At 29.1% G+C, this 24,280-nt stretch carries 22 protein-coding genes, 1 pseudogene and 1 riboswitch; of the genes and pseudogenes, 14 read left to right on the top strand and 9 right to left on the bottom strand.

Annotated features, from left to right (window positions below):
- Nucleotides 1-29: 29 nt before the first annotated feature.
- The 5 genes from B2W91_RS17090 to B2W91_RS17070 form a co-directional block, all read right to left on the bottom strand.
- Entirely contained in the window at nt 30-935 is a 906-nt protein-coding gene (locus tag B2W91_RS17090) for a selenium metabolism-associated LysR family transcriptional regulator (RefSeq protein WP_291583135.1), read from the bottom strand.
- 304 nt (nt 936-1,239) lie between these two features.
- Complete coding sequence (locus B2W91_RS17085) at nt 1,240-1,677, bottom strand: DMT family transporter (RefSeq protein WP_291583133.1); 438 nt, start codon at nt 1,675-1,677, stop codon at nt 1,240-1,242.
- A 237-nt stretch (nt 1,678-1,914) separates the two neighbouring features.
- Entirely contained in the window at nt 1,915-2,409 is a 495-nt protein-coding gene (locus B2W91_RS17080) for a dUTP diphosphatase (protein ID WP_291583131.1), read from the bottom strand.
- Between the two features lie 26 nt (nt 2,410-2,435).
- Nucleotides 2,436-2,987 (bottom strand): 2'-5' RNA ligase family protein, encoded by a 552-nt coding sequence (locus tag B2W91_RS17075; protein ID WP_291583128.1) that lies wholly within the window; start codon nt 2,985-2,987, stop codon nt 2,436-2,438.
- 121 nt (nt 2,988-3,108) lie between these two features.
- Nucleotides 3,109-3,651 carry a hypothetical protein gene (locus B2W91_RS17070; protein WP_291583126.1) on the bottom strand — a complete coding sequence of 181 codons (543 nt, stop codon included), beginning with the start codon at nt 3,649-3,651 and terminating at the stop codon, nt 3,109-3,111.
- Between the two features lie 433 nt (nt 3,652-4,084).
- Between B2W91_RS17070 and B2W91_RS17065 the strand changes: the two genes are divergently transcribed.
- The 9 genes from B2W91_RS17065 (at nt 4,085) to B2W91_RS17025 (ending at nt 13,329) form a co-directional block, all read left to right on the top strand.
- Nucleotides 4,085-5,344, top strand: a complete 1,260-nt coding sequence (locus B2W91_RS17065) for a UDP-N-acetylglucosamine 1-carboxyvinyltransferase (RefSeq protein WP_291583124.1) — start codon at nt 4,085-4,087, stop codon at nt 5,342-5,344.
- Nucleotides 5,345-5,408: 64 nt separating this feature from the next.
- Complete coding sequence (locus B2W91_RS17060; protein ID WP_291583122.1) at nt 5,409-6,194, top strand: MBL fold metallo-hydrolase; 786 nt, start codon at nt 5,409-5,411, stop codon at nt 6,192-6,194.
- A gap of 60 nt (nt 6,195-6,254) precedes the next feature.
- The gene (locus B2W91_RS17055) at nt 6,255-6,824 is read left to right on the top strand and encodes a GerMN domain-containing protein (RefSeq protein WP_291583120.1); all 570 of its coding nucleotides are present in this window, start codon (nt 6,255-6,257) and stop codon (nt 6,822-6,824) included.
- Between the two features lie 95 nt (nt 6,825-6,919).
- Nucleotides 6,920-7,417, top strand: a complete 498-nt coding sequence (locus B2W91_RS17050) for an SEC-C metal-binding domain-containing protein (protein ID WP_291583118.1) — start codon at nt 6,920-6,922, stop codon at nt 7,415-7,417.
- Nucleotides 7,418-8,081: 664 nt separating this feature from the next.
- On the top strand, nt 8,082-8,357 hold the full coding sequence (locus tag B2W91_RS17045) for a hypothetical protein (RefSeq protein ID WP_291583116.1): 276 nt from the start codon (nt 8,082-8,084) through the stop codon (nt 8,355-8,357).
- 228 nt (nt 8,358-8,585) lie between these two features.
- Nucleotides 8,586-9,221 carry a hypothetical protein gene (locus B2W91_RS17040; protein WP_291583114.1) on the top strand — a complete coding sequence of 212 codons (636 nt, stop codon included), beginning with the start codon at nt 8,586-8,588 and terminating at the stop codon, nt 9,219-9,221.
- 216 nt (nt 9,222-9,437) lie between these two features.
- A riboswitch (NiCo riboswitch) is annotated at nt 9,438-9,529 on the top strand.
- A 130-nt stretch (nt 9,530-9,659) separates the two neighbouring features.
- Nucleotides 9,660-12,185, top strand: a complete 2,526-nt coding sequence (locus tag B2W91_RS17035; protein WP_291583112.1) for an HAD-IC family P-type ATPase — start codon at nt 9,660-9,662, stop codon at nt 12,183-12,185.
- A gap of 311 nt (nt 12,186-12,496) precedes the next feature.
- The gene (rlmH, locus tag B2W91_RS17030) at nt 12,497-12,976 is read left to right on the top strand and encodes a 23S rRNA (pseudouridine(1915)-N(3))-methyltransferase RlmH (RefSeq protein WP_291583110.1); all 480 of its coding nucleotides are present in this window, start codon (nt 12,497-12,499) and stop codon (nt 12,974-12,976) included.
- A 149-nt stretch (nt 12,977-13,125) separates the two neighbouring features.
- A complete protein-coding gene (locus B2W91_RS17025; protein WP_291583108.1) occupies nt 13,126-13,329 on the top strand; it encodes a DUF4177 domain-containing protein in 204 nt (67 codons plus the stop codon).
- A 170-nt stretch (nt 13,330-13,499) separates the two neighbouring features.
- Here B2W91_RS17025 and B2W91_RS17020 read toward each other — a convergent pair whose 3' ends face one another.
- Complete coding sequence (locus tag B2W91_RS17020) at nt 13,500-13,922, bottom strand: GNAT family N-acetyltransferase (RefSeq protein ID WP_291583106.1); 423 nt, start codon at nt 13,920-13,922, stop codon at nt 13,500-13,502.
- Between the two features lie 338 nt (nt 13,923-14,260).
- On the opposite strand from B2W91_RS17020, the gene B2W91_RS17015 reads away from it, so the two are divergent.
- Genes B2W91_RS17015 through B2W91_RS17005 form a run of 3 tightly spaced genes read left to right on the top strand, consistent with a single transcriptional unit; the run spans nt 14,261 to nt 17,587 of the window.
- Complete coding sequence (locus B2W91_RS17015; protein WP_291583104.1) at nt 14,261-15,394, top strand: acyl-protein synthetase; 1,134 nt, start codon at nt 14,261-14,263, stop codon at nt 15,392-15,394.
- Entirely contained in the window at nt 15,394-16,755 is a 1,362-nt protein-coding gene (locus B2W91_RS17010; protein ID WP_291583102.1) for an aldehyde dehydrogenase family protein, read from the top strand. The genes B2W91_RS17015 and B2W91_RS17010 overlap by 1 nt, the downstream gene beginning before the upstream one ends.
- Nucleotides 16,756-16,807: 52 nt before the next feature.
- Nucleotides 16,808-17,587, top strand: a complete 780-nt coding sequence (locus B2W91_RS17005; protein ID WP_291583100.1) for an SDR family NAD(P)-dependent oxidoreductase — start codon at nt 16,808-16,810, stop codon at nt 17,585-17,587.
- A gap of 290 nt (nt 17,588-17,877) precedes the next feature.
- Here the strand turns inward: B2W91_RS17005 and B2W91_RS17000 are convergent, their stop codons facing one another.
- The 3 genes from B2W91_RS17000 to rsgA form a co-directional block, all read right to left on the bottom strand.
- A complete protein-coding gene (locus B2W91_RS17000; RefSeq protein WP_291583098.1) occupies nt 17,878-18,927 on the bottom strand; it encodes a GNAT family N-acetyltransferase in 1,050 nt (349 codons plus the stop codon).
- Nucleotides 18,928-19,056: 129 nt separating this feature from the next.
- Entirely contained in the window at nt 19,057-20,040 is a 984-nt protein-coding gene (locus B2W91_RS16995) for a phosphotransferase enzyme family protein (protein ID WP_291583095.1), read from the bottom strand.
- A 5-nt stretch (nt 20,041-20,045) separates the two neighbouring features.
- Nucleotides 20,046-21,125, bottom strand: a complete 1,080-nt coding sequence (rsgA, locus tag B2W91_RS16990; protein WP_291583093.1) for a ribosome small subunit-dependent GTPase A — start codon at nt 21,123-21,125, stop codon at nt 20,046-20,048.
- Nucleotides 21,126-21,557: 432 nt separating this feature from the next.
- Here rsgA and B2W91_RS20950 point away from each other — a divergent pair.
- Nucleotides 21,558-21,751 (top strand): annotated as a pseudogene (locus tag B2W91_RS20950) (23S rRNA (pseudouridine(1915)-N(3))-methyltransferase RlmH); the annotation flags it as partial.
- Nucleotides 21,752-21,896: 145 nt separating this feature from the next.
- Nucleotides 21,897-24,269 (top strand): ABC transporter permease, encoded by a 2,373-nt coding sequence (locus B2W91_RS16985; protein WP_291583091.1) that lies wholly within the window; start codon nt 21,897-21,899, stop codon nt 24,267-24,269.
- Nucleotides 24,270-24,280 lie beyond the last annotated feature (11 nt).

Here is a 24,280-nt window from a genome sequence, read left to right as displayed (position 1 = left end):
CAATAAAAGGTCATATATTTTTTATATAATTATTTTTCAATACACTTAAAACCATATATATCTTTACACATATTAAAGAAAGCAGTAGCAATAGGTGTAAGAGTCCTTCTAGAACTTACTATAAGATATATACTTCTTTTTAATGAAAGCCCTTTTATAGTACTTATTCTCATCTTATTACAATTAACTAAATCATCGCATAGGCATTTTGATAATATGGAAACTCCCATACCTAATTTTAATAATTTAATTTGTGCATCCAAATTATCAACTTCACATAAAACTTTTAATTTATTGATATCTATATCTCCATCCATGAGAGCTGATTCAAATGTTTTTCTAGTTGCAGATTCTCTTTCTCTTATTATAAATTTATGATTTAATAAATCGGAAGGTTTGACTACTTCTGGTAAGTTTAAACTTGGATGAGAGACTACAACTAATTCATCGTCCATAATTTTATAGCTTTTTATTTTGCTATTATGTATCATAGTACCAACCAATCCAATTTCACAATTTAAATCTAAAATATCTTTTATAATTCCAACAGAACCTTGTTCTTTTATGTTAAATTTAACATTTGAATAAGTATCATTAAAATCACTAATTAGTTCAGGCAATATAGAATTGCAAGGTGTAGTACTTGCAGAAATATGCAATCTTCCAGAAATGTTATTGTTGAAATTTGACATGTCTGCAATGGCATTATTTCGAGTATTAATTATATCTGTTGCATATTCTAGAAAAGACTCCCCGGCAGGAGTTAAATTAACTTCTTTAGAGGTTCTATCAAAAAGTTGAATTTTTAATTCCTTTTCAAGACTAGATATATTAGAGCTTATCGTTGGTTGTGAAAGATAGATAGCATTTGCAGCCTTAGAGAAACTTCTTAATTTTGCCACAGTTATAAAGGCTTCTAATTGTTTAAAATCCATAATTCTCCCCCTAATATTTTATTCCATTCATATATATTATCTATTTAACTATTTAATATTTCAATACAATTTAGTAAAAAGTTTAACAATATTGAAAATTATAGTTATTAATTACTTAATTATGCAAAGAAATATGGATATTTTTACATTAAATGTAGCTAACTTGAAGGCAATCTTACTAAGGTCTATAAATGAAGTATATTTTTGAAGTTCCATAATTAGTTATACAACATATTAGTTTAAAAATTAACAATAAGGTATAAGGATTAAAAATAAAAAAGATGTGACCTCATCACACCTTTTGTTAACTTTTCCATTTAAATACTACAATACCTGCTATCATAATAGCAATTCCTATAATCTCTTTGAGTCCACATACTGCATTACATCCATCTGGGCTAAACCAGCCAAAATGATCTATAAGTGCTGCTGAAGCCAATTGAGCAACTAAAATAATTCCTATAGCGTAAGTAATTCCTAAGGTTGATATACTTTTCATTACTGTATATATAATAACAGCGCCTAAAACTCCACCTAATAAATAAATTTTATTGGCATCTTTTACAGCTTGTAAGTTACCATCACCAGCTAAAAGCATTACTACAAATGTAACTATTAGAGCAATTGCTTGAACTATGACATTTGTTTCCCAAAGTCCAACAGTGTCTGAAAGCCTTGTATTAAAAACTCCTTGAAGGCTCATACTTACACCTGAAATTATAGCTATTATTATCCCTAACATTTAAATCACCATCCTTAAAGATAGTGTTTCCTAATATTAGGATTAATATTTAGATATATTCAAAAAATAACTAGTAGGTATGCTCATGTACCTTGTATAGAGATACAAGGTGAAAACTTAACATATGCTCTGGAAAATATATTTTCTATAGCAATAGCTTAAATCCTTAGAAATNNNNTTATGGAAATTAAAATCATGCATAAGTTAAAATTTCCACTAGTTATTTCTTAATATGGTTTAGTAACCTTCATCTTGTCTTTTATGATTTATTTCATTTTTACTTAGATAAGCTTTTTCAACATCTTTATTGGTGAATCCTAATGCATTTCCTAAAAGAATAAAATACTCAAATAAATCTATATAGTTTTTTTCTGATTTATTCTTAGCAAAAGTATTTATTTTTTCATTAAGATTTAAGAACATATTAGTAAGATCAGCGTTATCTTTAAAATTTAAGCTTTCATTAAGGTTAATATTTTGAAGATTAGTCTCAATTCCTATACTTAAAATAAAATGAAGACAATCCACATATTCTTCAAGAATTACTGAAGCTTCAGAAGGTTTCTTTAAGCTCCAAAATTTAAAGCACCTAGTTTCATTAGCTAGTTCACCTACTTCAACTTGAAGAGCCAATATCTTTTTATAAAATAACTCTTGATTTTGTAAATTATGTTCACTTTCAATTCTAGCATCTAGTTTTTCTTGCATTTCAAATAATTTTTTTAAATTCATTTGTGTTTGCCACCTTCCATAAAAGGTTAAGTAAGAGGAAATTTAAAGATTACCATTTCATCTTCATCATTTACAGGTTTCCAAAGCTGTAATTCATTAATTTTAATTATAAAATCTTTATCATTGTTTTTAGCAAAACTACAAGCAGAAGCGTATTCAAAATCACTCCATTGCTTATCAGAAAAATAACTGTTTGCCAGGGAAATATGAAGATCATAATTTTCAATATTTTCTCTTACCTTAAATTTTTCCTTTTTTAATATATGATTGATATCCTTTGACAACTTTAATATTCTACCATAATCTCGTATCTTTAAATTTACAGATTTATAGGGTGGATCAAAGCAAATCACACCATCTGATTTAGCTTCAAAGGAAGAGTATTTTCTTAGTATTTTCTTTAATGATTTTATGAGCATGTCCACATCAGGGTCATGTATAACTTCTATAGTAATGTGAAGCTTAGGCAATTTATCATTTTTATCAAACAGCTTATAATTATAACAAATTTCTTTTTGTATTTCCTCAATATACTTATAAGAAGAATCATCTAGTAATGCTACTAAATAATAAATCATAAGAAATACTCCTTTCTAAGATAAAGCATATTCAAAAAATAACTAGTCAATATGATAAAGTACTTTGTGCCATACCTTTGACTAGTTAATTTTTTGAATATGCCTTATTTCAAATTGTCAACTAAAAATCTTTTAAAGGATAAGATTTAACTATATCTTTATTATTATTCATTTGTTTCCAAATCTCAAATCTATTTATTTTTATAAACTTATAGAAATCTTCCTTATTTTTTTTATTATCTATACAAAGATTTCCATTCATTGATGCTTTCCTAATAGAGTGATTAGCATTAGAAATAGGTATATTAAAAGTGGAACCATTATACTCTTTAATACTAATTCCATATAGTGATAAAGTATCAAACAATTTTCTAGAAATACGATTTATATATCCTTTATCTTCAACCCTTAGTCCTACCATGTTAGAGTCTTCATTAAATATGATATTATTATTTATACCTATTTTAAATTTTTTATAGGGACTTAACATTTTAGTAAGAACACCATCTAGCTTATCAATATCATTATTATTTACAACTCCTAAAGGTATATGAAGTACAGGAGTATTTTTGTAAAGTCTATATCTTTTGCTTATACTTTTTTGAAGTTCCGTAATTCCAGAAGATGATGGTTCATCAAATAGTGCAACTAAATAATATTTCATAAGTTATCCTCCATAACCCAAAGGTTTTTATGTATAGTATGCAACTTTAAAGAATAATTAATTATTTCTTAAAGGCATCTTAATAATATATTACACAAAAACTATGTTAATTATAATAATAAAATATTATACCATATTTAAGGTAATTTGTATTTAGTTATCTTCGGGAAATAACAAGGCAACATGATTATAGATAAACTACTTTTTTAAAGGTGCCTTAAATAAAGCAAAAGTTACGAATATATATATGTGATAACTCTTGCATATATAGGCTATAGGCTTTATAGTATAATGGGAAATTAAAAGATATGCATTTAAAAATTTAATGTTAAAATATAATATGTATATGATATAATATATTGTAATGTAAATTTTTAAATTAGAATTTGATTAGAAACTTTAATATATATTAAATAGTGAGGATGATACCGTAATGGAAAAATTAGTGATTAATGGTGGTAAATCCATGTATGGAGAAATAGAAATAAACGGAGCAAAAAATGCAGTAGTGGCTATTTTACCAGCGGCTATTACGGCAAGTAAAGAAGTTTGTTGTATTGAAAATATACCTGATATAGAAGATGTTAATTGTATAGAGAGAATATTTGAATCATTAGGATGTAATGTTAAGAGAGAGAAAAACTCAATAACTATAGATAGTAGAAATGTAACTAGCTTAAATGCTAACACAGAAGATATGAGAAAAATGAGAGCTTCATATTATTTTTTAGGAGCTTTACTAGGTAGATTTAAAGAAGCAAGAATTGAGCTTCCAGGTGGATGTCCAATAGGGGTTAGACCTATTGATCAACATATAAAAGGTTTCGAAGCATTAGGTGCTAAAGTTACCATTGAACATGGTGCTGTTAGTGCAAAAGCTGACAAGTTAATTGGAACTAGTATTTATTTTGATGTTGTAAGCGTAGGTGCAACTATAAATGTTATGCTAGCAGCTACTTTTGCTGAGGGAACAACTATATTAGAAAATGCGGCCAAAGAACCACATGTTGTTGACGTTGCAAACTTTTTAAATAGTATGGGTGCCAATATAAAAGGCGCTGGTACAGATTTAATAAAAATTACGGGTGTTAATGAACTTACAGGATGCAATTATTCTGTAATTCCAGACCAAATAGAGGCAGGAACATTTATGATTGCAACAGCTGCTTGTGGAGGAGAAGTAAAGCTTAAAAATGTAATTCCAAAGCATTTAGAATCCATATCAGCAAAGCTTATAGAAATGGGTGCAGAAGTTATTGAATGTGATGACATGATCACTGTTAAATCTAATGGAAGACTTAAAGGTGTTAATATAAAAACATTACCTTATCCAGGATTTCCAACGGATGTTCAGCAACCTATGAGCACTTTATTGACTATATCAAATGGAAGAAGCATTATAAATGAAAGTATATATGAAAGTAGATTAAAGCACGTTGATGAACTAAAAAAAATGGGTGCTAATATAAATGTTGAAGGAAGAATTGCTATAATTGATGGAGTTGAGAAGCTTACAGGAGCTCATGTGAAAGCTACTGATTTAAGAGCAGGAGCAGCATTAGTTATTGCAGGACTTGTAGCAGAGGGTGTGACTGCAGTAGAAGGAATACACCATATAGATAGAGGATATCCTAATATAGAGAAAAAATTTAGAATGCTTGGTGCAGATATAACTAGAGAAATATTTGAGTAGTAATATAAGCAAATTACTAACTTTCAATACTTTAGTGTTTTGACACTAGGCAAAGGAGAATTATATGATATTTTGTCCATTGTTTAGCGGAAGTAGTGGGAATAGTATTTTTGTTTCAAATAATAATACCAAAATACTAGTGGATGCAGGAGTACCAGGAAAAAATATAGAGGCACAATTAAAGGAAATAGATCAAAGCCCTAAGGAAATAGACGGGATATTTGTTACTCATGAGCATTCAGACCACATAAAAGGTGTAGGGGTTATGTCTAGGCGATATAATATACCCGTATATGCTAATGAATTAACATGGGAAGCTATGAAAGATAAAATAGGTAAAGTAAAAGAAGAGAATATTAAAATAATAGATAAACAATACATAGAAATTAAAGATATGACAGTACAAACTTTTAGTATATCACATGATGCTGTAGATCCTTCAGGATATGCATTTCATACTAAAGAAGGTATGGCTTGTATTGCTACAGATTTAGGTCACTTTTCTGAAAGTGTAAAATCTGTTATAAAAGAGGCTGATATATTATTATTGGAAAGCAATCATGATGTTGAGATGCTAAAATTTGGTCCATATCCTTATGTACTAAAGAAAAGAATATTAAGTGATATTGGTCATCTTTCAAATGAAGCTTGTGGTAAGGCTATATTGGAAATAATGAATGAAAAGCATAGAACTATTTATTTAGGACATTTAAGTAATACGAATAACTATCCACAATTAGCATATGAAACGGTTTTAAGTCTTTTAAGAGAAAACTCAATAGAGGTAGGAAGAGATATAAATATTACTATGGCACATAGAGATAGACATAGTGATGTTGTGTCGTTATAATATTTTTAGGAGCAAGAGGCTTAATAAATGCTAATGTTATTGAGCAATAAGGGGGAAGTTATGAATAAAAAAGTATTAATAGTAGCATTATGTTTAGTTTTAGCATTGGCAGCATTAGCTTTTCGTAGTTTTGAAAACAAGGATAGAAATAGTATTTTAAGTAAAGAAAAGCTTCAAAATTTAAAATTACCGTCAGAAAAAGATGACTATATTGATATAAAGCTTTATTTTGATGGATCTAAAAATGATAAAGATGTAAAGATAGCTAAAGAGGAAAGACTTGTTAATAAGGAAGAGTTAGTAGGAGAAATAATAATGCAGGAGCTTATAAAAGGACCAGCTGTTGTTAGTGAATCTAAACCTATTCTTCCTAAGGAAACAAGACTACTTAGTTTTTCAATAAAAGAAGGAGTAGCTTATGTTAACTTAAGCGGTGTAGCAGAAGTCGCAATGTCTCCAGAGCAAGAGAAGGCAACCTTAACTTGTATAGCTACATCATTAACTCAACTACCTTCTATAGAGCAAATAATGATTACTGTTGAGAATAAGAATATAGAAAGTTTAGGCGGAAATTATAATATATCTAAGCCATTTTCTAAACAAGAAATAGATGGAATGCTTAAGCGATAAAATTATAATAAATATTGAAAGAAATCTAAATATTTATTATAATTAAGTATAATCAACAAAGGTATAATATTTTTATGCATAAAGGAGATAAGAACATGAGTTTATATAATGCTTGGACTAATTACGTAGTAGAGTTCGTAAGAAATAATGGTGAACCAGCATTCTGGAAAGAATATGCTAAAATAGAAACTCTTATATATAGTAAGGTTCTAACTAATCTTGAAGGAAAAGTAAGTGGAAAGGTTAGTGATTTAGCAAAAGAACATGAAGTAACAGATGTTCATTTCATGGGATTTTTAGATGGAATAAATGAAAGCTTAGAAAAAGAGTTAGATTTAGAAAGCATAGAAGCTGATTCACAAATTGAAATTCAAATTAACTTTGATAAGTTATATTTCAACATGCTAGAATCAAAAGCTGACTACTTATATAGCTTACCACAGTGGGATAGAATATTCTCAGAAGAAAAGAGAAAAGAAATAACTAAAGAGTGGAGAAGCTCTAAAGTAATAGTTAAAGAAGAAAAGATTGGTAGAAATGATCCATGTACTTGTGGAAGCGGTAAAAAGTACAAAAAATGCTGTGGAAAATAATTTAAATCTAATTTCTTAATGGAAATATTTTGTTGATATTTAAATTATAAAATTCAGTGAAAGATTAATAGTCCCTGTAAATAAAGAAATTTTTATGGGGATTTTTTGTTTTATGTAAAATTATTTTAGTATAAGCTAAAAAATAATATATTTTTAATAGTCGTGACTTTGTCATGGCTATTTATTTTTTAGAAATAAATTGATAGCTGAATAAATAATGTGAAATTCATAAAAACTATAGGTGTTAAATGATAGGAGTGGAGAAAGTGGAATATTTATTTGTTATACAAGATAATTTAATAATCCCATTAATATCATCAGCATCTGTACTTACAGGAACATTAATAGGAGCTTTATTAAATTGGATTATAAATAAGAAGATCACAGAAAGAACTATTAAGGAGCAGTATAAGCTTAGAGAACAAAGTCGAAAATATCAAGAAGAAATTAACACTCAAGAAATTTGTAAANNATTTGTAAATATGTAAATAACATAAGATTAGACATAGCTACTGCAATATTTCAAAGCATTAGAACTATTAAAGATATAAAAGATGGAAAGGATGCTTATAATCATATAATACCTATAAACAAAAATTATCCTAATATTATTTCTTGTTTGATAGAAAAATATAATTTAAATGATATAAGTTATATATATCAGTTGTATGGAATAATAGAAAAGGTAAACCATGATGTACTTAGAAGTAATTTTTATGACAAAAATATACTAAAACAAATAGAAAAAGATTATTACAATATACTTATAAAACTATATGGCGAAAATGTAGATAAAATCATAGAAGTTGATATAGAAAATATTCAGTATAGGGATTTATATGATAATGATCTAATAAATAAAAAATATAAAGACATCCTACAAAAACTAGATAAATTATGTTATTTAGAAAATCTTAAAAATTTTAATGAGGAACCATGATTATAGGGTTCAACAATGAAAAATTAATTTATACATGATTTTAATNNTAATTTCTAAGGATTTAAGCTGTTTTTATAGAAAATTTATTTTCCAGAGTATATATTAAGTTTTCACATTGTATCCCTATAACAGACATCTACATTAAATGATTAATACATTTTAAAATTAAAACGAAGTAGACATTTTTATCTCCTTTTCATAAGTTAATAAAGAGGAGGAGATTAATAAATGACACAAGATAATAAAATTGAAAGCGAAAGTAATATTGAATATCAACAACCAAGTGAACTGATGAGAGAATCAGCAAATCTTTTATATAGAATTCCAGTATTTCTAAGTCATCCAAGTCGACTTAATAGTGCTCAACAACAATTTGTAAATATTTTAATTAGAGAAATTAGAACGGCTTTATTATTTCCAAGGACATTACCAATTAGTGAACAATATACTGAAACACCGCTAACTAATATACGCCGAATGATTTTATCTAGTTATGGACTAGTGGCGCTTAATTTGAAGCAAAGAAAAGTTAATGTTATAGAAAATAACCTTGGTCAGCCTCAAGACCAGACTATATGGGAAGGTAGTCCATTTGCTCAGATTGAGCCAGCTATGGCTTATCAATTTGGACTTCCACTTCTTCTCATTAGGGAAGTAGATGTAGAGCAAAATGGTATTTGGGCTTTTGGAATAGGACCATTCCTACTTTTAGAATGGAATTCTAATGAGCCAATTGGGGATTTCTTTAGAAGAAATGATTGGAAAGAAATTTTTCAGAATTGGATAAGTCATGTAAGAAATGGCTATTATATTCAAACACAACCTGAGTTCCGATATAGTTGTGAAAAAAATAGTGGAAATTAATTAAGTTTTTAATATATAATAAAAATAAAAAATCAAAATTAGTCCCTAGCGTTTTTACCAAAAACCTAGGGATTAATTTTGATTATAAAATTATCTAATCAGATGATTTCTAATAAAAATATATAGATGAGCTTGTAAAATCTTTGTTAAGTAGTGGAATATTAGATGCGAAAAGAGTATTATAATATATAATCTATTTGCACTGCATATAAATCTACAGTACAAACTGATCAAGCCGATGAATTATTTTATTCATGGAGCTGGGCCATAATTTTGGCAACAGGATATTATATACCTGTGGGACAGTATATTGTTCTACAGGTATTTTTTTATTTATCTTAAGAACAATAACTGAAAATAAGATCTTTGATGCATTGCCATAGAGCTATCAAACAGAAATTCTTAGAAAATCTAAGAACAAAAATGGAGGTAACTTTTATGACAGAATCAAAAAAATTAAAGGAATTTGTAGGATTGACAAATGAAGAAGCAAAAAAGGCACAAGAAAGATACGGGAAAAATCAACTGATTCCTAAAAAAACGGAGAGCTTTTTTGCAAAGATTTTAGAAGTACTGAAGGAACCCATGTTTTTACTTTTGCTTATAGCAGCAACAATTTATTTTATTCTAGGAGAACCACGTGATGGAACAATAATGTTGGTATTTGTAGTTGGAATTATTAGCATTGATGTAATTCAAGAGTGGAAAACAGATAAGACTTTAAAGGCACTTAAAAATTTATCAGCACCTCATATTACTGTAATTAGAGATGGAATAGAAAGTACTATTAATAGCGAGGACTTAGTTCCAGGTGATTTGATGATTATCACTGAAGGAGTTAAGATTCCAGCTGATGGGAAAGTTATAAGTGCTAACGATCTTTGTGTAGATGAGTCATCTTTAACAGGCGAGGCAGAAGGTGTTTGGAAGTCCGTTGATGACTCTGAAAATAAAGATTATTGGAAGAAGGATTATTGTTATGCAGGAACTTTAGTTACTCAAGGGATTGGCATTATTAAAGTAGAGAAAATTGGTGTTGAAACTGAGTATGGGAAGATTGGAATGAATATTGCAGAAGCACCGGAAAATCCTACTCCAATGCAAAAACAAACTGAAAAGTTAGTTAAGGTTTGTGCATATATTGCTGGAGGCTTATTTATACTAGTTTGCTTAATAACTTATATGAATTTATCAGGGTTTGCATTTAAAGATAGAATAGTAGAAAGCATATTATCAGGGATTACTCTAGCAATGGCTATGATACCTGAGGAGTTTCCTGTTATTTTAACAGTATTCTTGTCAATGGGAGCATGGAGATTGGCTAAGAAAAAATCTTTAGTAAGAAAGTTACCTTCTGTAGAAACACTTGGTGCAATATCAGTACTATGTGTAGATAAGACAGGTACTATTACGATGAATAAGATGACTGTTACTGATGCATGGTCAATTAATAATGATATAGATGATTTAAGTAGAGTTATGGGAATGGCTTGTGAAACAGATGCTTATGATCCTATGGAGCAAGCCATGATTAAATACTGTGAAGATAATAATATTAATAAAGAGGAAATCTTCAATGGAAAACTTTTAACAGAGTATTCTTTTACAAATGAAAGAAAAATGATGGGTCATGTATGGGAGAGAGAAGAGGGAATTTTGGTTACTTCAAAAGGTTCTCCTGAAAAAATTATGACACTTTGTAATTTAAATGATAATGATAGGAAGAAAATTGAAAATAGGATTTTTGAAATGTCTTCAAATGGGTTAAGAGTTATAGCAGTAGGAAAGATGGTAGTGGATAGTGAGGATAATATACCAAATGAATTAGAAGATTGTAATCTAGATTTTTTAGGACTTATAGGACTTCAAGATCCGCCAAGAGAATCAGTAAAAAATGATATATCAAGCTGTATAAAAGCTGGTATTAGGGTTGTAATGATTACTGGGGACAATGGTATAACTGCAAGTGCCATTGCAAAACAAGTTGGCATTCCTCATAGTGATGAAATTATTACTGGAGATATGCTTAATGATATGAGTGATGAAGAACTTAAAGAAAGAATTAAGGATGTTAGCATATTCTCAAGAGTAGTACCAGAGCATAAGATGAGAATAGTTAAGGCATTTAAAGAAAATGGAGAAGTTGTTGCCATGACAGGAGATGGAGTTAACGATGCTCCGGCGCTTAAATATGCTGATATTGGAATAGCAATGGGTAAAAGAGGATCAGAAGTATCCAGGGAAGCAGCTGATTTAATACTTTTAGATGATAACTTTTCAACTATAGTTGATACAGTGAAAGATGGCAGAAGAATATATGATAATATAAGAAAAGCAATAGGGTATGTATTTACTATTCATATTCCAATAGCATTTGCATCACTTTTGGCACCTTTCTTAGGTATTGGCTCATCAGCTTTATTGTTATTACCAGTTCATGTAGTACTTTTAGAAATTATTATAGATCCAACTTGCTCTATAGTGTTAGAGAGGCAGCCAGCAGAAGATGACATTATGGATCGTAAGCCTCGTAATCCGCAAGAGAATATTCTAACTTCTAGTATGTTAGCTAAAAGTATTGCCCAAGGAATAGTACTATTTGTAGCATCTTTTGGAATCTACTATATATATTTAAATAGTCATGCTGATGGGGTAGCAGTAGCACGTTCAATGGGTCTTGCTATAATAATGATTTCTAATTTACTTTTAGTTCAAGTAAATAGTTCCAACAAGGAATATGCATATAAATCTTTTATGAATCTTTACAAAGATAAGGTTATGTGGGTAGTTATGATAGGAACTATCTTAGGACTTGGAGTAATTTTATACACACCATTAGCAGGGATATTAAACTTAGCAGCTTTAAGCTTTAGTCAAGTTAGTATAGTATTGGCCATATCACTAGCTTCTATAATGTGGTATGAAGTAGTTAAGTTTATTAAAAATAAAAAGATTGTTAAATAAAATAATGGAAGTATTATTTTAAAATTAGAGAAAGAAGTATAACTTTAGATTAAGTTATGCTTCTTTTAGCTTTTTGTCATTTATAAATAGGAGTAATTAGGATTAGAAAACTTAGATTATATATTAATAAGAATACACCTTAGCAAGTGTTTATTTATCTACTATGAACAACATTTCTTTATATCTATGAAAAATAATTAAAATTATTTTTAAAGATAGGGTTAATAGTTAAAACTAATATGGTGTAATAAACACAAAATAAGTTATGCTATAATATTGTGTGAAATATTTTTACTATAAGGAGAAAACTCATGAACATAACACTGATAACCGTAGGAAAAATAAAAGAAAAATATTTAAAAGATGGAATAGATGAATACTCAAAAAGGCTTCAAAGATACTGCAAGCTTTCAATAATAGAACTACAAGATGAAAAAACACCAGACAATGCTTCACAAAAAGAAGAACTACAAATAAAAAACAAAGAAGGAGAAGCTATCCTAAAATCAATAAAAGATAATATGTACGTAATAGCTCTAGATTTAAAAGGTAAAAATCTAACCTCAGAAGAATTCTCAAATTACATACAAGACCTAGGAACCATGGGTAAAAGTGATATAACTTTCATAATTGGAGGATCTCTAGGCCTATCACAAGATGTTCTAAACAGAGCAAACTACAAACTATGTTTTTCCAAGATGACCTTCCCTCACCAACTATTTAGAATGATGCTGTTAGAGCAAGTTTATAGAGGATTTAGGATAATGAAGGGTGAACCGTATCATAAGTAAATTAGATTTTTACTAAAATTGGATAGAGTATGCTTAAATTAAGTTATAATGAGTTTTGAGGTAATTATAGACTAATTATATATAAAGCATGTATAATAAAGGCATAAATTAACATAAGGATAAATTTAAATTTCAAAGGAGGAACTTTTATGAATTATATAGTGATACAAGTAGTTTTAAAAGAAAAATGGCTTGGAACAGGGTCAGGAAATTTAACGGAATTAGAAAAGGTCATAAATGATCAAGCAGCAAAAGGATATAGATTACATACAATTACTACAGCGGCATCAGGAAGTAAAGGTATGCTTGGCGGAGATAGAATTCAAGCAACATTAGTGTTTGAAAAATTATAATTATAAATTCCAGTTTTACAGGAATATTAATTGATGTATATAAGAGGTAAATCAATTACATATTATTAATTTAGAAAAGAAAAAAACTTTTACTTGTATTTAGAGATACAGGTAAGAGTTTTTATTGTATATTGAAAACCGCCTGCTACCTGGGTGAGTTCTGAAAAGCTTTAGTGATGAGTATGACAAAAAAGACATCCTTTTGTTAAAATAGAAATGGTTTCGCCAGCCAAATCTAAAAAACAAAAGGAGGCCATCCAAAATAAATAGTAATAGTTTATCGCACACAAAGTGGAATTGTAAACGACAGTATCCTCATTTCTTATCATAAAACCTACATCATATTTGCTGAAATTATCAATAGTTCCCCAATTATTAACCCAATCCATTACTTTTTCTGAGTTCTTGAGATTACATTTGCTTATATAGTTTGGAACCACGTTTTCTAAGGAAAATCCTTCTTTCACATTCAACTTATAATCGCGATATTTTAGATTATTTAAAACATAATGACGCCTTTTATACTTTCTAATAAACTTGTTTTGGTGAACTTCAGAAAGTTTAGTTTCCCATTCATCAGTATCTAAAATCAAGTCATCCCAAAAATCTAATTCTTCTTTTACCTCAGAATTAAACTTTTCAATATCTAATGTTCCTTGATAAAATCATCCAGTTATTGAAAAACGTATTATTTATTTAAAGTACTGCTTGAACTATGGAAGACAATGTAAAGTCTAAAAGTAATTTTATTGCAACATATAGACATATATGGTAAATTAAGTAAAACAAAGGAAAGAGTAAAAAAATATTAATAAAATTACTTATATAACTATTTGCGGAGATATATGGATTTTGAAAAAATTACCAACTAAGAGTATAACTAAACTGACTGGTCAGTTTAAATAGAGAGATTATACAAGGAGATATAATTATGGAGAAATTTTATCAAGACTTAAAAGTCAGCTTAGTTGAGCAGTATTTTCAATGCCCGGCCTACAAATTATTATGTGATAGCCAAGGGTTTAATCCTACTATAAATTTAAACTCTGAAAAAGACGTGGAAAGAGTTCCGTTTATAACAACTACACTATTTAAAAAGTCAGCTGGAATATTTACTAATTTACTTAAAGTACCTATAAATACAATTGATAAGTGGACAGTATCAAGTAGCACAAGTGGCGATCCAAGTGTAGTAGGAAGACGTATGTGCGACATGATGCAGATAAGGGAATTTAACGAACTTCAAAATAAATCTTTAAGACCTAATACTGAGCAGGAATGCGTCTTTTTTCCGGATCCTGATACTATGAAAAAATATAAGAGTGAAGTAATATACGGCAAGAGGACAGAGTCATATATGGGGAATCTTTTGGATATGTTTGGCTTTAAAGAAAATACAGTTTTCATTATAAAGCCAGAAGGAGATAATTTAATTGTTGATGTAGATGCATTTAAAAAGTTTTTAATTAGTAATGACAAATTGAATAAACATCTTTCTATAAGAGGATCTGCACTTTCACTTTTTAACACAATAAATCTACTGAAAGAAACAATGCCACCATTCAACCTTGGGAAAAATGTATTAGTTCAAACTGGAGGTGGTGGCTGGGATGGAAAAAAAGGAACTATAAGTAATGGTACAGCTATAAGAAAGCACGAATTTGTTGAAACAGTTGCTGATTTTCTTGGAGTACCAGAAGAAAACTTCATTGATTCTTATTCCTTTACAGAAAACACTTTCTTTATTATCGGGCATTATTCAAAAGAATATAAAGATTATCTTTTTCATGTTCCAAAATGGGGTAAGGTTATAATAAGGGATATTAAAACTTTAGAACCACTGCATAATCCTGGAGATAGAGGGTTTATACAAATGTTAAATGCATATGGAACCCTTTCTTTTGCCGGAGCATCGATATTAGTAGATGATATTGGTGAAATAGTTTCAATAGATGAGTGTCCTGATTGCAAAGAGAAGCTTATGACAATAAGACTTATCGGTAGAGTAAAAGGCTCAGAAGCAAAAGGATGCGGAGCTACACTTAACGTAAGGGAGGAAAAATAATGAAAATTGAATATACATGTGGAAATACTGTATTATCCAAAAATGTTAATGATATAAATCTTGAGCTTATTTCTTCAGACGAGAATCAGATTCTTTGCGAAATAGATAGACTTACTGCAAATAAAAACAAAGTACATGATATTCCTGTGCAAGAGACTATAGAAATCTTAGATAAGTGTGCAAAGTTATGGTTAAATAGGGAATATTCTAAAAAGCATATAGAAATCTTAGCTCATATATTAAGCCAAAGTGAAGAACTTATAACATATGAACTTGAAAGTTCTATGCATATGCTTTTAAGAGAAAACTTAGAAAGAACGATCACGGAAGAACTTGGGAATGTAGACGTGCTGGATAAGTGGATTAAGACAAGTTATGGAGAAGTTCACAGACAACCAAGAGGGGTTATGTTCCATAATATTTCGGGAAATGCATTTGTAGTAATTCCTATGAGTATCTCAATGGGATTGTTATCAAAGAACTGCAATTTAGTAAAGGTATCCGGTGATGAGCCATATTTTGCCAATGCGTTTTATGAAAGCTTATGTGAGATCGATCCGGACATAAGTGAAAGATTGGCAGTAGTATATTTTAATAGTGAGTGCTCGGATATATATGAAGCTATAGTTAAAAAAGTAGATTGTGTAATACATTGGGGCGGTGAATATTCAGGTAGAATAATGGCAGAACTTTGTGCTAAGTATAATAGTCACTTAATAATGCATGGAGCAAAAATCAGTTTTGAAGTTATAGATGAGGCGGAAGATATTAATATGATTGCTGAAGCTGTAGCAAAAGATGTTATATGCTGGGAGCAAAAAGCATGCTTATCGCCTAGATTGATATTTATAAACAATAAAATAGATACTAATTTATTTGCTAGAAGTGTTGCGGAAAGCTTGAAAAAACTCTCATTAAGCTTTCCAAAAGCATATTTAAATCCCTGGAGTTCTATTAAGACACTGCAAGATAGACAATATTGTTTGTTAAAGTATGGAATTAATAAAAAGCAAGATATAGAAGTATATTCATCGTACAATGCGGATTACACTGTTATTTTGAATAGTACAATGCCTGATAAGAATGATATAGACAGGTGTTTCAATAGATTTATATTTGTTTGTCCCTATAGTAATAGCAAAGAAGTATATGAATATGTTGAAAAAAATCTTAAACAATACTTGCAAACTATGGGGTATAAAGGAACGGATGAGCAATTCATTGAGAAGATGACTATGTTAGGCGTTAGCATAGTAACTAGACCAGGTGAAATGCCACTACATTATCCTGGAACTTCTCATGATGGAATTCACAATTTAAAAGAAATGACTTCTATAGTTAGTAATCAGTTAAATTACTAAACCTATTTCATTATAAATCAAAATATAAATAGTGATAAGGAGAAAATTGGTCATGGATTTAAATAACAAGAAAATAATATTAACAGGGGCGTCATCAGGAATAGGAAAAGAAATTTTAAAGCAGCTGCAGCTATATGATGTAAAGGTAATAGCAGTTGGAAGAAATATTTCTAAAATACCTGAAATAAAAGATAAGATAATTCCTTTTGCATGTGATGTATCAAAAAAAGAAGAGGTAGATAAGCTATTTGATTTTGCAGTAAAGACACTGGGAGGAATAGATATTTTTATAGCAAATGCAGGTTTTGCCTTTTGCGAAAATATTGAAGAGGCAAATTGGGAGCGTATAGAGCAAATATTTAGTACAAATGTTTTTTCTCCAATATATTCTGTAGAGAAAATGAGGGTTCTTAATGGAAATAGAAAATATTCAGTAGTTATAACCTGCTCAGCTGTTAGTGAAATCCCTCTACCGGGATATTCATTATACTGCTCTACAAAGTATGCAATTAATGGCTTTGGGAGGGTATTCATGAATGAAGTAAGAGATAATGAGATAATTTCATTAGTTTATCCTATAGCTACAAATACAAACTTTTTCAAAAATGCTGCTGATAAAGCACCAATACCATGGCCAGTCCAAGGACCAGAAAAGGTGGCGCGTAGTGTAATAACAGGAATCAAGAATGAAAAGAGGTTTATCTATCCATCTAAATACTTCGCAATCTCAAGAGGTTTTACTAGGGTATTTCCTTTTATGACTTCAATATATGTGAAGGTGCAAAGAAATAAGTTTATTAAGTGGGTACAAACTCAAAATAGTAGCATGTAATGCCACGGGGACGTTTCATTTGGAACACTAAAGCATTTTGGATACATTAACAATTAAAGAAAGTTAAAGGATAAATAGATTTAGAATATAATATGGTAAGCCGTATCATAAGTAACGGCGTACTTTTAGAATATAATATGTTGAGGTATGTAGACTTTTTAGCTTGAAATTTGTAAAAAGAATAGGAGTGTAATAGGCTATAAAAAGCATATTCACTCCTTTTTAAATAAGTTAATGGAATTTATAAAAGCATCATTTTAGATACTATTTCTTAAATTCAATAGTTTTAGTTATTCCCATATGGTCTTCAAATGGTTTAGATATTCTATCCATTTAGGATTGTTTTGAAAGTGTGGGAAAAATTTTGATAATTCATCAACTGTCCATTTCCATCCTTTTTCAACTTCCTTGTTTAGTAGTTTGATTACTGAATCAACATTATTTGCTTTCATCCAGCATAGAGCGCAATCCCAAAATAAACGTGGTTCTTCTTCCAGTGCTTTTTCATAGAATAGGGCCCATTCTGCCCACTGCTCTAAAGTTAAATCGCTTTCATTTTCTATTGGTGGATATGGAGTAAAAGCATAATAATCATTTTTTCTTACAAATCCAAGTTTTTCAGCTATTGCAATTGATCCAACATTGGTATCAACACATAACCAATCTATTTCCGTTATTCCATTACAAAGACAATAATCTGCGGTTGCAGCTGCAGTAATTGCTCCGAAACCATTCTTGCGATAATTAGAATCACAATGAATCCCTATTGCAGCTTTTTTGTCATATGCACAATCAGTTAATGACCAGCTGACTATAGTATCCTCGTTTCTTACCATAAAACCTACACCGTATTTGCTGAAATTATCAATACTTCCCCAATTATTAACCCAATCCATTACTTTTTCTGAGTTCTTGAGATTACATTTATTTATATAGTTTGGATCCACTTTTTCTAAGGAGAATCCTTCTTTTACATTCAGCTTGTAATCACGATATTTTAGATTATTTAAAACATAATGACGTCTTTTATACTTTCTAATAAACTTGTTTTGGTGAACTTCAGAAAGTCTAGTTTCCCATTCATCAGTATCTAAAATCAAGCCATCCCAAAAATCTAATTCTTCTTTTACCTCAGAATTAAACTTGTCATTATTGGGGCTTCCTGCAAGAAGATTGCATTCAGAAGTTTGTATTAATGCTGATGTTGGATTATCATCGCAATCTACAAAAATTTCACCTGGCATAATTCCATTAAGTACAGAAAATATAGATAAATCTTGGGATGAATTTTTAATTAAGTTTTTTATGATATGATAATTGTTCTCTTTTAATTTTAACATTCAATTTAGCCCCTTCTCTTATTTCTATTATTGTAATAGGATTTTCTATTATATTTTAGAATTTTCAGAAAGAAGAGAGTGTAGTAGGTTAATGCATAAGAATCCTATATACACTCCTTCTATAATAATTTAAATTGGCATTATAAATGTATCTTTTCTCTCATTTAATAAATTCTCTAATTTAATTCTAAGGTCTATCATCCAATCAGGTTCGTTGTTCCACTTTTCTTCTATAGAGTGAAGTATACGGACATATCCATATAAATTAGCATATCTTCTGAAAATAGGTAATAATTTAAGCATTTCATCAGAAATAACATACTCTGAGCGGTAACCCTTAATAAACTCATCTACTGAAGATTCTACTTGTTCTTCTGGCATATCTTCTTTTATGCTATCTAATGATTGTTCTATATCCATTGCATACCAATGATACATTGCATCATCAAAATCTATAGGAGTATAAGTTTTTGTGATTTCATTATAAAATACGTTGTCAAATTCAAAGTCATAATGGATAAGTCCAAAGTTTTCTTTTGTAGCTGGTAGTTGTGAAAAATAGGCTCTAAGTAAAGCTAGCTCACTTTTAGCAGCAGTTTCATCTGGAAAAGTTGATAATACATTCTCCATCCAGCATGCTGTTTTTTTCCAGTCATTACGTTTATTATTTACTGGACTAAATTCACTGCTTAGTTTATGCAATTTTCCTAAAGCTTTTCCTAAACCGAAGATTATATCTTCCTCTAAGGACAGTTCTCCTATTTGTTTACCAGATGCCTTTTTAAACGCAACAGCATAGAATGTTCCCCAAGGTGTTTCTACTATTTCAAGTTCGTTGCCGGATTTAGAGAGTATAGTTTCTACTGCAGGATAGCCATTACTTCTCAAATAACTCAGGAATTCAAGCTCAGCAAGTATCTTTTCCTTGTTTTTTTCCTCAGCAGGTGTAAATCTAAGAAAAAAAGTATTACCTTGATTCTTACACAAGTAAATTGCATTTGCAGAAATTCTATAATATTTTAAAGGATCAGGATCATCACAATCATACTCCCAATTTTTAAGTATCATATGAGCTAAGTCTTTATTATCAAACAAATATTTTAATTTTAACATTCAACTTAACCTCGTTTCGTATTTCTTTTATTAAATTTATTTACTCTGTTATTATAATAGGATTTTTTATTATCCTTTAGAGTTTTAAGTTCTTCCAATTGACTTTTATAGCTATTAAATCTTTCAATACTTAATCTTCCATCCTCAATAGCTTCTTTAATTGCACAACCAGCTTCTTTAGCGTGTTTACAATCTCTATATTTACATTGGTCTACCAAAGAGTAGATATCTTGAAAGCTTTCTGAAAGTATATCTTCATCAGCCCATAACTGCAGTTCCCTAACACCTGGAGTATCAATAACTGTGCAGCCTGAACTATGCTGTAAAAGCTGGCTACTTGTGGTAGTATGCGTGCCTTTGCCATTAGAACTGCTTATAGCATTTGTTTTTTGTATTTCATCACCAAAAATGTAATTAATAATTGTAGATTTGCCTACACCAGAAGAACCAAGAAATACTACGGTCTTACCACAGCATAAATATTTATTAAAGATATTCATATTGATATTATTTAAAACACTTATGGAATGTACAGCTATCCCTTTTGCAATAGTATTTATTTTTTCTATATAATCGGGTATGGTATTGCAAAGGTCACATTTATTTAACAGTATAACAGGTGTAGCTCCACTACTAAGAACTAAGGTAATATATCTTTCAATACGACCTATATTAAAATTATCATCAAGTCCACTTACAATAAATGCAATATCTATATTTGAACCTATAATTTGCTCTTCTATATTTCCACCAATCAGTATACCGTTTTTCATTTTTCTTCCGCCTGATATAGCAAGTTTACGAGCAAAGTAGCTTTTTCTTGGTAATATTGCATATATAATAGCTTCAGCATCATTAGTGGTTTTAATTGCAACCCAATCTCCAACTGCTGGGTAATCCTTTTTAACGTCTGCTTTATATATAAACTTACCGCTTAGTTTACTACTGAAATCTCCTTCTTCTGAGCGTACTATATAGTTATTTTTATGCTGAGTTATAACTCTTGCAGGTAAAAATTCGCCATTTAAATAAGGCTCAAAATTGTTTTGAAAATATGTGTTCCATCCTAACTTTTCTAAACTCATAAAGTCTCCCTTTCTGTAGTAAGCTAAATTTAGCTTACTTAAATTTTAAAGCTTAATTTGAGTTTGAGACAAAGTTATATGAAGTTTTATATAAAAAAGTATATAAAAATACCACAGCAAGATTAACCTACTGTGGTATACCTAATATTTGGGCATAAAAAATACACGCTAACCTGTACCGTGAATTCTAATACTAATTATTAAGGCTGAAAGGTTAAATCAAAGTTGTTCAAAAGGCACAACAAATAAAGAGTATACTAAGTACTCATAAAAAATCCTTTTGAACCCATATGCAATTATTTTAAAATCACCTCATATAACTTTTGCATAAAAAAAATTCACTCCTTTCGCCTAAAATTAATTATTAAGCTTTAACCATAATATACCATGTTACTATTAGGAATACAATACTTAATTTTACTATTAAACTGAAAAGAAATATCAAACTACATACGAGATCTAGGAACCGTAGGCAAAAGCGACATAGCCTTTATAATTGGCGGGCCCCTAGCGTTATCACAAGATGTTTTAAACTATGTTTCTCCAACCAACTGTTCAAAATGATGCTGCTAGAGCAAATTTATAGAGGATTTAAGATAATGAAGAACCGTATCATAAATAAATGAGGTGAAAATTTAACATTATAAAATAACAATACAATTACAACCCATAAATGTAAGTATATTGTTATTTTATTTAAGGATTATTTAATAATTAGTAATTTATAATAAATTTATGGTTAGTAAATAATTTATAAGAGGGGTAAAATTTATGTTTTTTAGAATATTAAAAAAAGATTTAAAGCGAAAGAAATCAATGAATATTATTCTTTTAATATTTATCATATTAGCAACAACATTTTCAGCAAGTAGTGTAAATAACTTAATTGCAGTATCAGAATCTGTTGATTATTTTATGGATAAGGCTAAGGCGCCAGATTATATTATTGCATCTTATGATAGGGAAGAAAATAAAGAGTTTGATAATTGGATTAATAATTCTAAGCTTATAAATTCTTATGATATTGATAGAAGTATAATGCTTTCTAAAGAAAATATTAAAATAAAAAAAGATAAGGAACTTCAAGATTTTCAACCTTTTGGAGAAACTTTACTTCAAGCACAACCAAAGAAGTATGGGAAATTACTCGATGATAATGGAGAAGAAATTATTTTAAAATCAGGGGAAATTGCTTTTTCACTAGCTGATAAAAGTAAAAATAATTTAGAAGTTGGAAATAAAGTCGTTATTACTATAGGAGATATTAAAAAAGAATTTTCGATAAAGATGTTTACTAAGGATGCTATTTTTGGATCAAGCATGAATGAGATGAAAAGGCTTCTTATAAGTGATGAAGATTATGAGGTTTTCAAATCATGTAAAGAAGTAGGCTTTATAAATAATTATTATATAATGTCAGATGATACAACTGCATTAGAAAAAGAATTTAGAGGGATAGATTGTAATACAATAATTAATCTTGATAAGTCATTTATTAACACCAGCTTTATTTTGGATATGATACCATCTGCAGTTTTAATTATAGTAAGTATTTGCCTTATATTAATTTCATTTTTAATTTTAAGATTTACAATAATTTTTACTCTACAAGATGATTTTAAAGAGATAGGAGTTATGAAGGCCATTGGTCTTAAAGAGTTTGATATTAAAAAGATTTATTTAATAAAATATATTGTAATAACAATCATAGGTGTGTTAATTGGATTTGTAGCAAGCTTTCAATTTGGTGAAATATTATTAAAGCAATCTTCAGGAAATATTTTAATGAAATCCTCCACTGGAAATATCTTTGTTAATATAGCATGTTCTATTTCAGTAGTTTTAATAGTTCTTTTATTCTGCTACACATGTACAAGAAAGTTAAATAAGTTTTCAGCAATAGATGCAATTAGAAATGGAAGTACAGGCGAGAATTTTAAAGGTAAATCAAGATTAAAACTTAAGAATTATAAAAATATTGGAGTACCAATGTTTATTGCACTAAATGATATTTTATGTAATCTTAAGAGATTTGTAGTTTTAACTTTAACCTTCTGCATTGGAACAATTTTAATTATTATTCCTTTAAACACAATAAATACCTTAAAAGATGGAAATATTATTAAAACATTTGGACTGGATTATAGTGATGTATTAATTGAAACTGATGAAATGGACAAATATATAAATAGAGCTAACAAAGAGGAATATTTAAAAGATATGGAAAACCTTAGAGAATCATTTAAAGATAGTGGAGTAGATATAAAAATTTATGGAGAAGTACTGTATAGACTTAAATTTTATGCTGATGACAAGGATAATGTTATTCCATTAATGGCATTCCAATCTCAAGAAAGTGATAGTAATAATTACAATATTTTAAAAGGTAAGATGCCTGAATTAAAAAATGAAGTAGCAATAACTGAAACTGTAGCTAAAAAATTAAATGTTTCTATTGGTGATACAATTTATGCACAAGTAGGTAAGGAAAAGAAAGAATTAATAGTGACTGGTTTGTATGAAAGTATGACTAATATGGGTGAGTCAGTAAGATTAAGTCCTAAAATTGATATAGATTTTAAATATTTAGCAATCATATTCCCTTTTCAAGGTAATTTTGAGGGGAATATAGAGCCACAAGTATTAATAGATAAATTAAAGGATAAGTATCCAAGCTATTCATTTAAAAATTCACAGGAATATGTTTCAAGGTATATAGGAAGCACCTTAGATCAACTTGATACTATGAAGAATTTAATTGTATTAATAGTAGTGTGTATTAATGCTTTAATTACAATTTTAATGATGAAAACTTTTATTGCTAAAGAAAAAGGAGAAATAGCAATGCTAAAAAGTATTGGCTTTAGAAATAGCTCAATTAGATTTTGGCAATCAGCTAGAATAAGTATAATTCTTGTAGCTGCAATTATTTTAGGAATTATATTATCTAAGTTCCTTGGACCTTTAACATCAGGGCAAGTATTTGCAATAATGGGTGTTCATAACATTGTATTTAAGGTAGAGGCATTAGAAGTATATATAGTTTATCCCATTATACTACTTGTAGTAACTACAGCTATTGCTTACTTAAGTGCTGGGGCTGTTAAAAAAGTAGATTTAAAAGAAATTAATAATATGGAATAAGGTGGGGTTTT

This window comes from Clostridium sp. UBA6640, from assembly GCF_002455975.1.
Lineage (GTDB): Bacteria > Bacillota > Clostridia > Clostridiales > Clostridiaceae > Clostridium_J.
The sequence above is the reverse complement of the archived record's forward strand: the minus strand, read 5'-3'. Positions and strand labels throughout refer to the sequence as shown.

Excerpts from the sequence above, each read along its gene's own strand:
- B2W91_RS17090 (WP_291583135.1), bottom strand. The coding sequence starts at position 935 with ATGGATTTTAAACAATTAGAAGCCTTTATAACTGTGGCAAAATTAAGA.
- B2W91_RS17085 (WP_291583133.1), bottom strand. The coding sequence starts at position 1,677 with ATGTTAGGGATAATAATAGCTATAATTTCAGGTGTAAGTATGAGCCTT.
- B2W91_RS17080 (WP_291583131.1), bottom strand. The coding sequence starts at position 2,409 with ATGAATTTAAAAAAATTATTTGAAATGCAAGAAAAACTAGATGCTAGA.
- B2W91_RS17075 (WP_291583128.1), bottom strand. The coding sequence starts at position 2,987 with ATGATTTATTATTTAGTAGCATTACTAGATGATTCTTCTTATAAGTAT.
- B2W91_RS17070 (WP_291583126.1), bottom strand. The coding sequence starts at position 3,651 with ATGAAATATTATTTAGTTGCACTATTTGATGAACCATCATCTTCTGGA.
- B2W91_RS17065 (WP_291583124.1), top strand. The coding sequence starts at position 4,085 with ATGGAAAAATTAGTGATTAATGGTGGTAAATCCATGTATGGAGAAATA.
- B2W91_RS17060 (WP_291583122.1), top strand. The coding sequence starts at position 5,409 with ATGATATTTTGTCCATTGTTTAGCGGAAGTAGTGGGAATAGTATTTTT.
- B2W91_RS17055 (WP_291583120.1), top strand. The coding sequence starts at position 6,255 with ATGAATAAAAAAGTATTAATAGTAGCATTATGTTTAGTTTTAGCATTG.
- B2W91_RS17050 (WP_291583118.1), top strand. The coding sequence starts at position 6,920 with ATGAGTTTATATAATGCTTGGACTAATTACGTAGTAGAGTTCGTAAGA.
- B2W91_RS17040 (WP_291583114.1), top strand. The coding sequence starts at position 8,586 with ATGACACAAGATAATAAAATTGAAAGCGAAAGTAATATTGAATATCAA.
- B2W91_RS17035 (WP_291583112.1), top strand. The coding sequence starts at position 9,660 with ATGACAGAATCAAAAAAATTAAAGGAATTTGTAGGATTGACAAATGAA.
- rlmH (WP_291583110.1), top strand. The coding sequence starts at position 12,497 with ATGAACATAACACTGATAACCGTAGGAAAAATAAAAGAAAAATATTTA.
- B2W91_RS17025 (WP_291583108.1), top strand. The coding sequence starts at position 13,126 with ATGAATTATATAGTGATACAAGTAGTTTTAAAAGAAAAATGGCTTGGA.
- B2W91_RS17015 (WP_291583104.1), top strand. The coding sequence starts at position 14,261 with ATGGAGAAATTTTATCAAGACTTAAAAGTCAGCTTAGTTGAGCAGTAT.
- B2W91_RS17010 (WP_291583102.1), top strand. The coding sequence starts at position 15,394 with ATGAAAATTGAATATACATGTGGAAATACTGTATTATCCAAAAATGTT.
- B2W91_RS17005 (WP_291583100.1), top strand. The coding sequence starts at position 16,808 with ATGGATTTAAATAACAAGAAAATAATATTAACAGGGGCGTCATCAGGA.
- B2W91_RS17000 (WP_291583098.1), bottom strand. The coding sequence starts at position 18,927 with ATGTTAAAATTAAAAGAGAACAATTATCATATCATAAAAAACTTAATT.
- B2W91_RS16995 (WP_291583095.1), bottom strand. The coding sequence starts at position 20,040 with ATGTTAAAATTAAAATATTTGTTTGATAATAAAGACTTAGCTCATATG.
- rsgA (WP_291583093.1), bottom strand. The coding sequence starts at position 21,125 with ATGAGTTTAGAAAAGTTAGGATGGAACACATATTTTCAAAACAATTTT.
- B2W91_RS16985 (WP_291583091.1), top strand. The coding sequence starts at position 21,897 with ATGTTTTTTAGAATATTAAAAAAAGATTTAAAGCGAAAGAAATCAATG.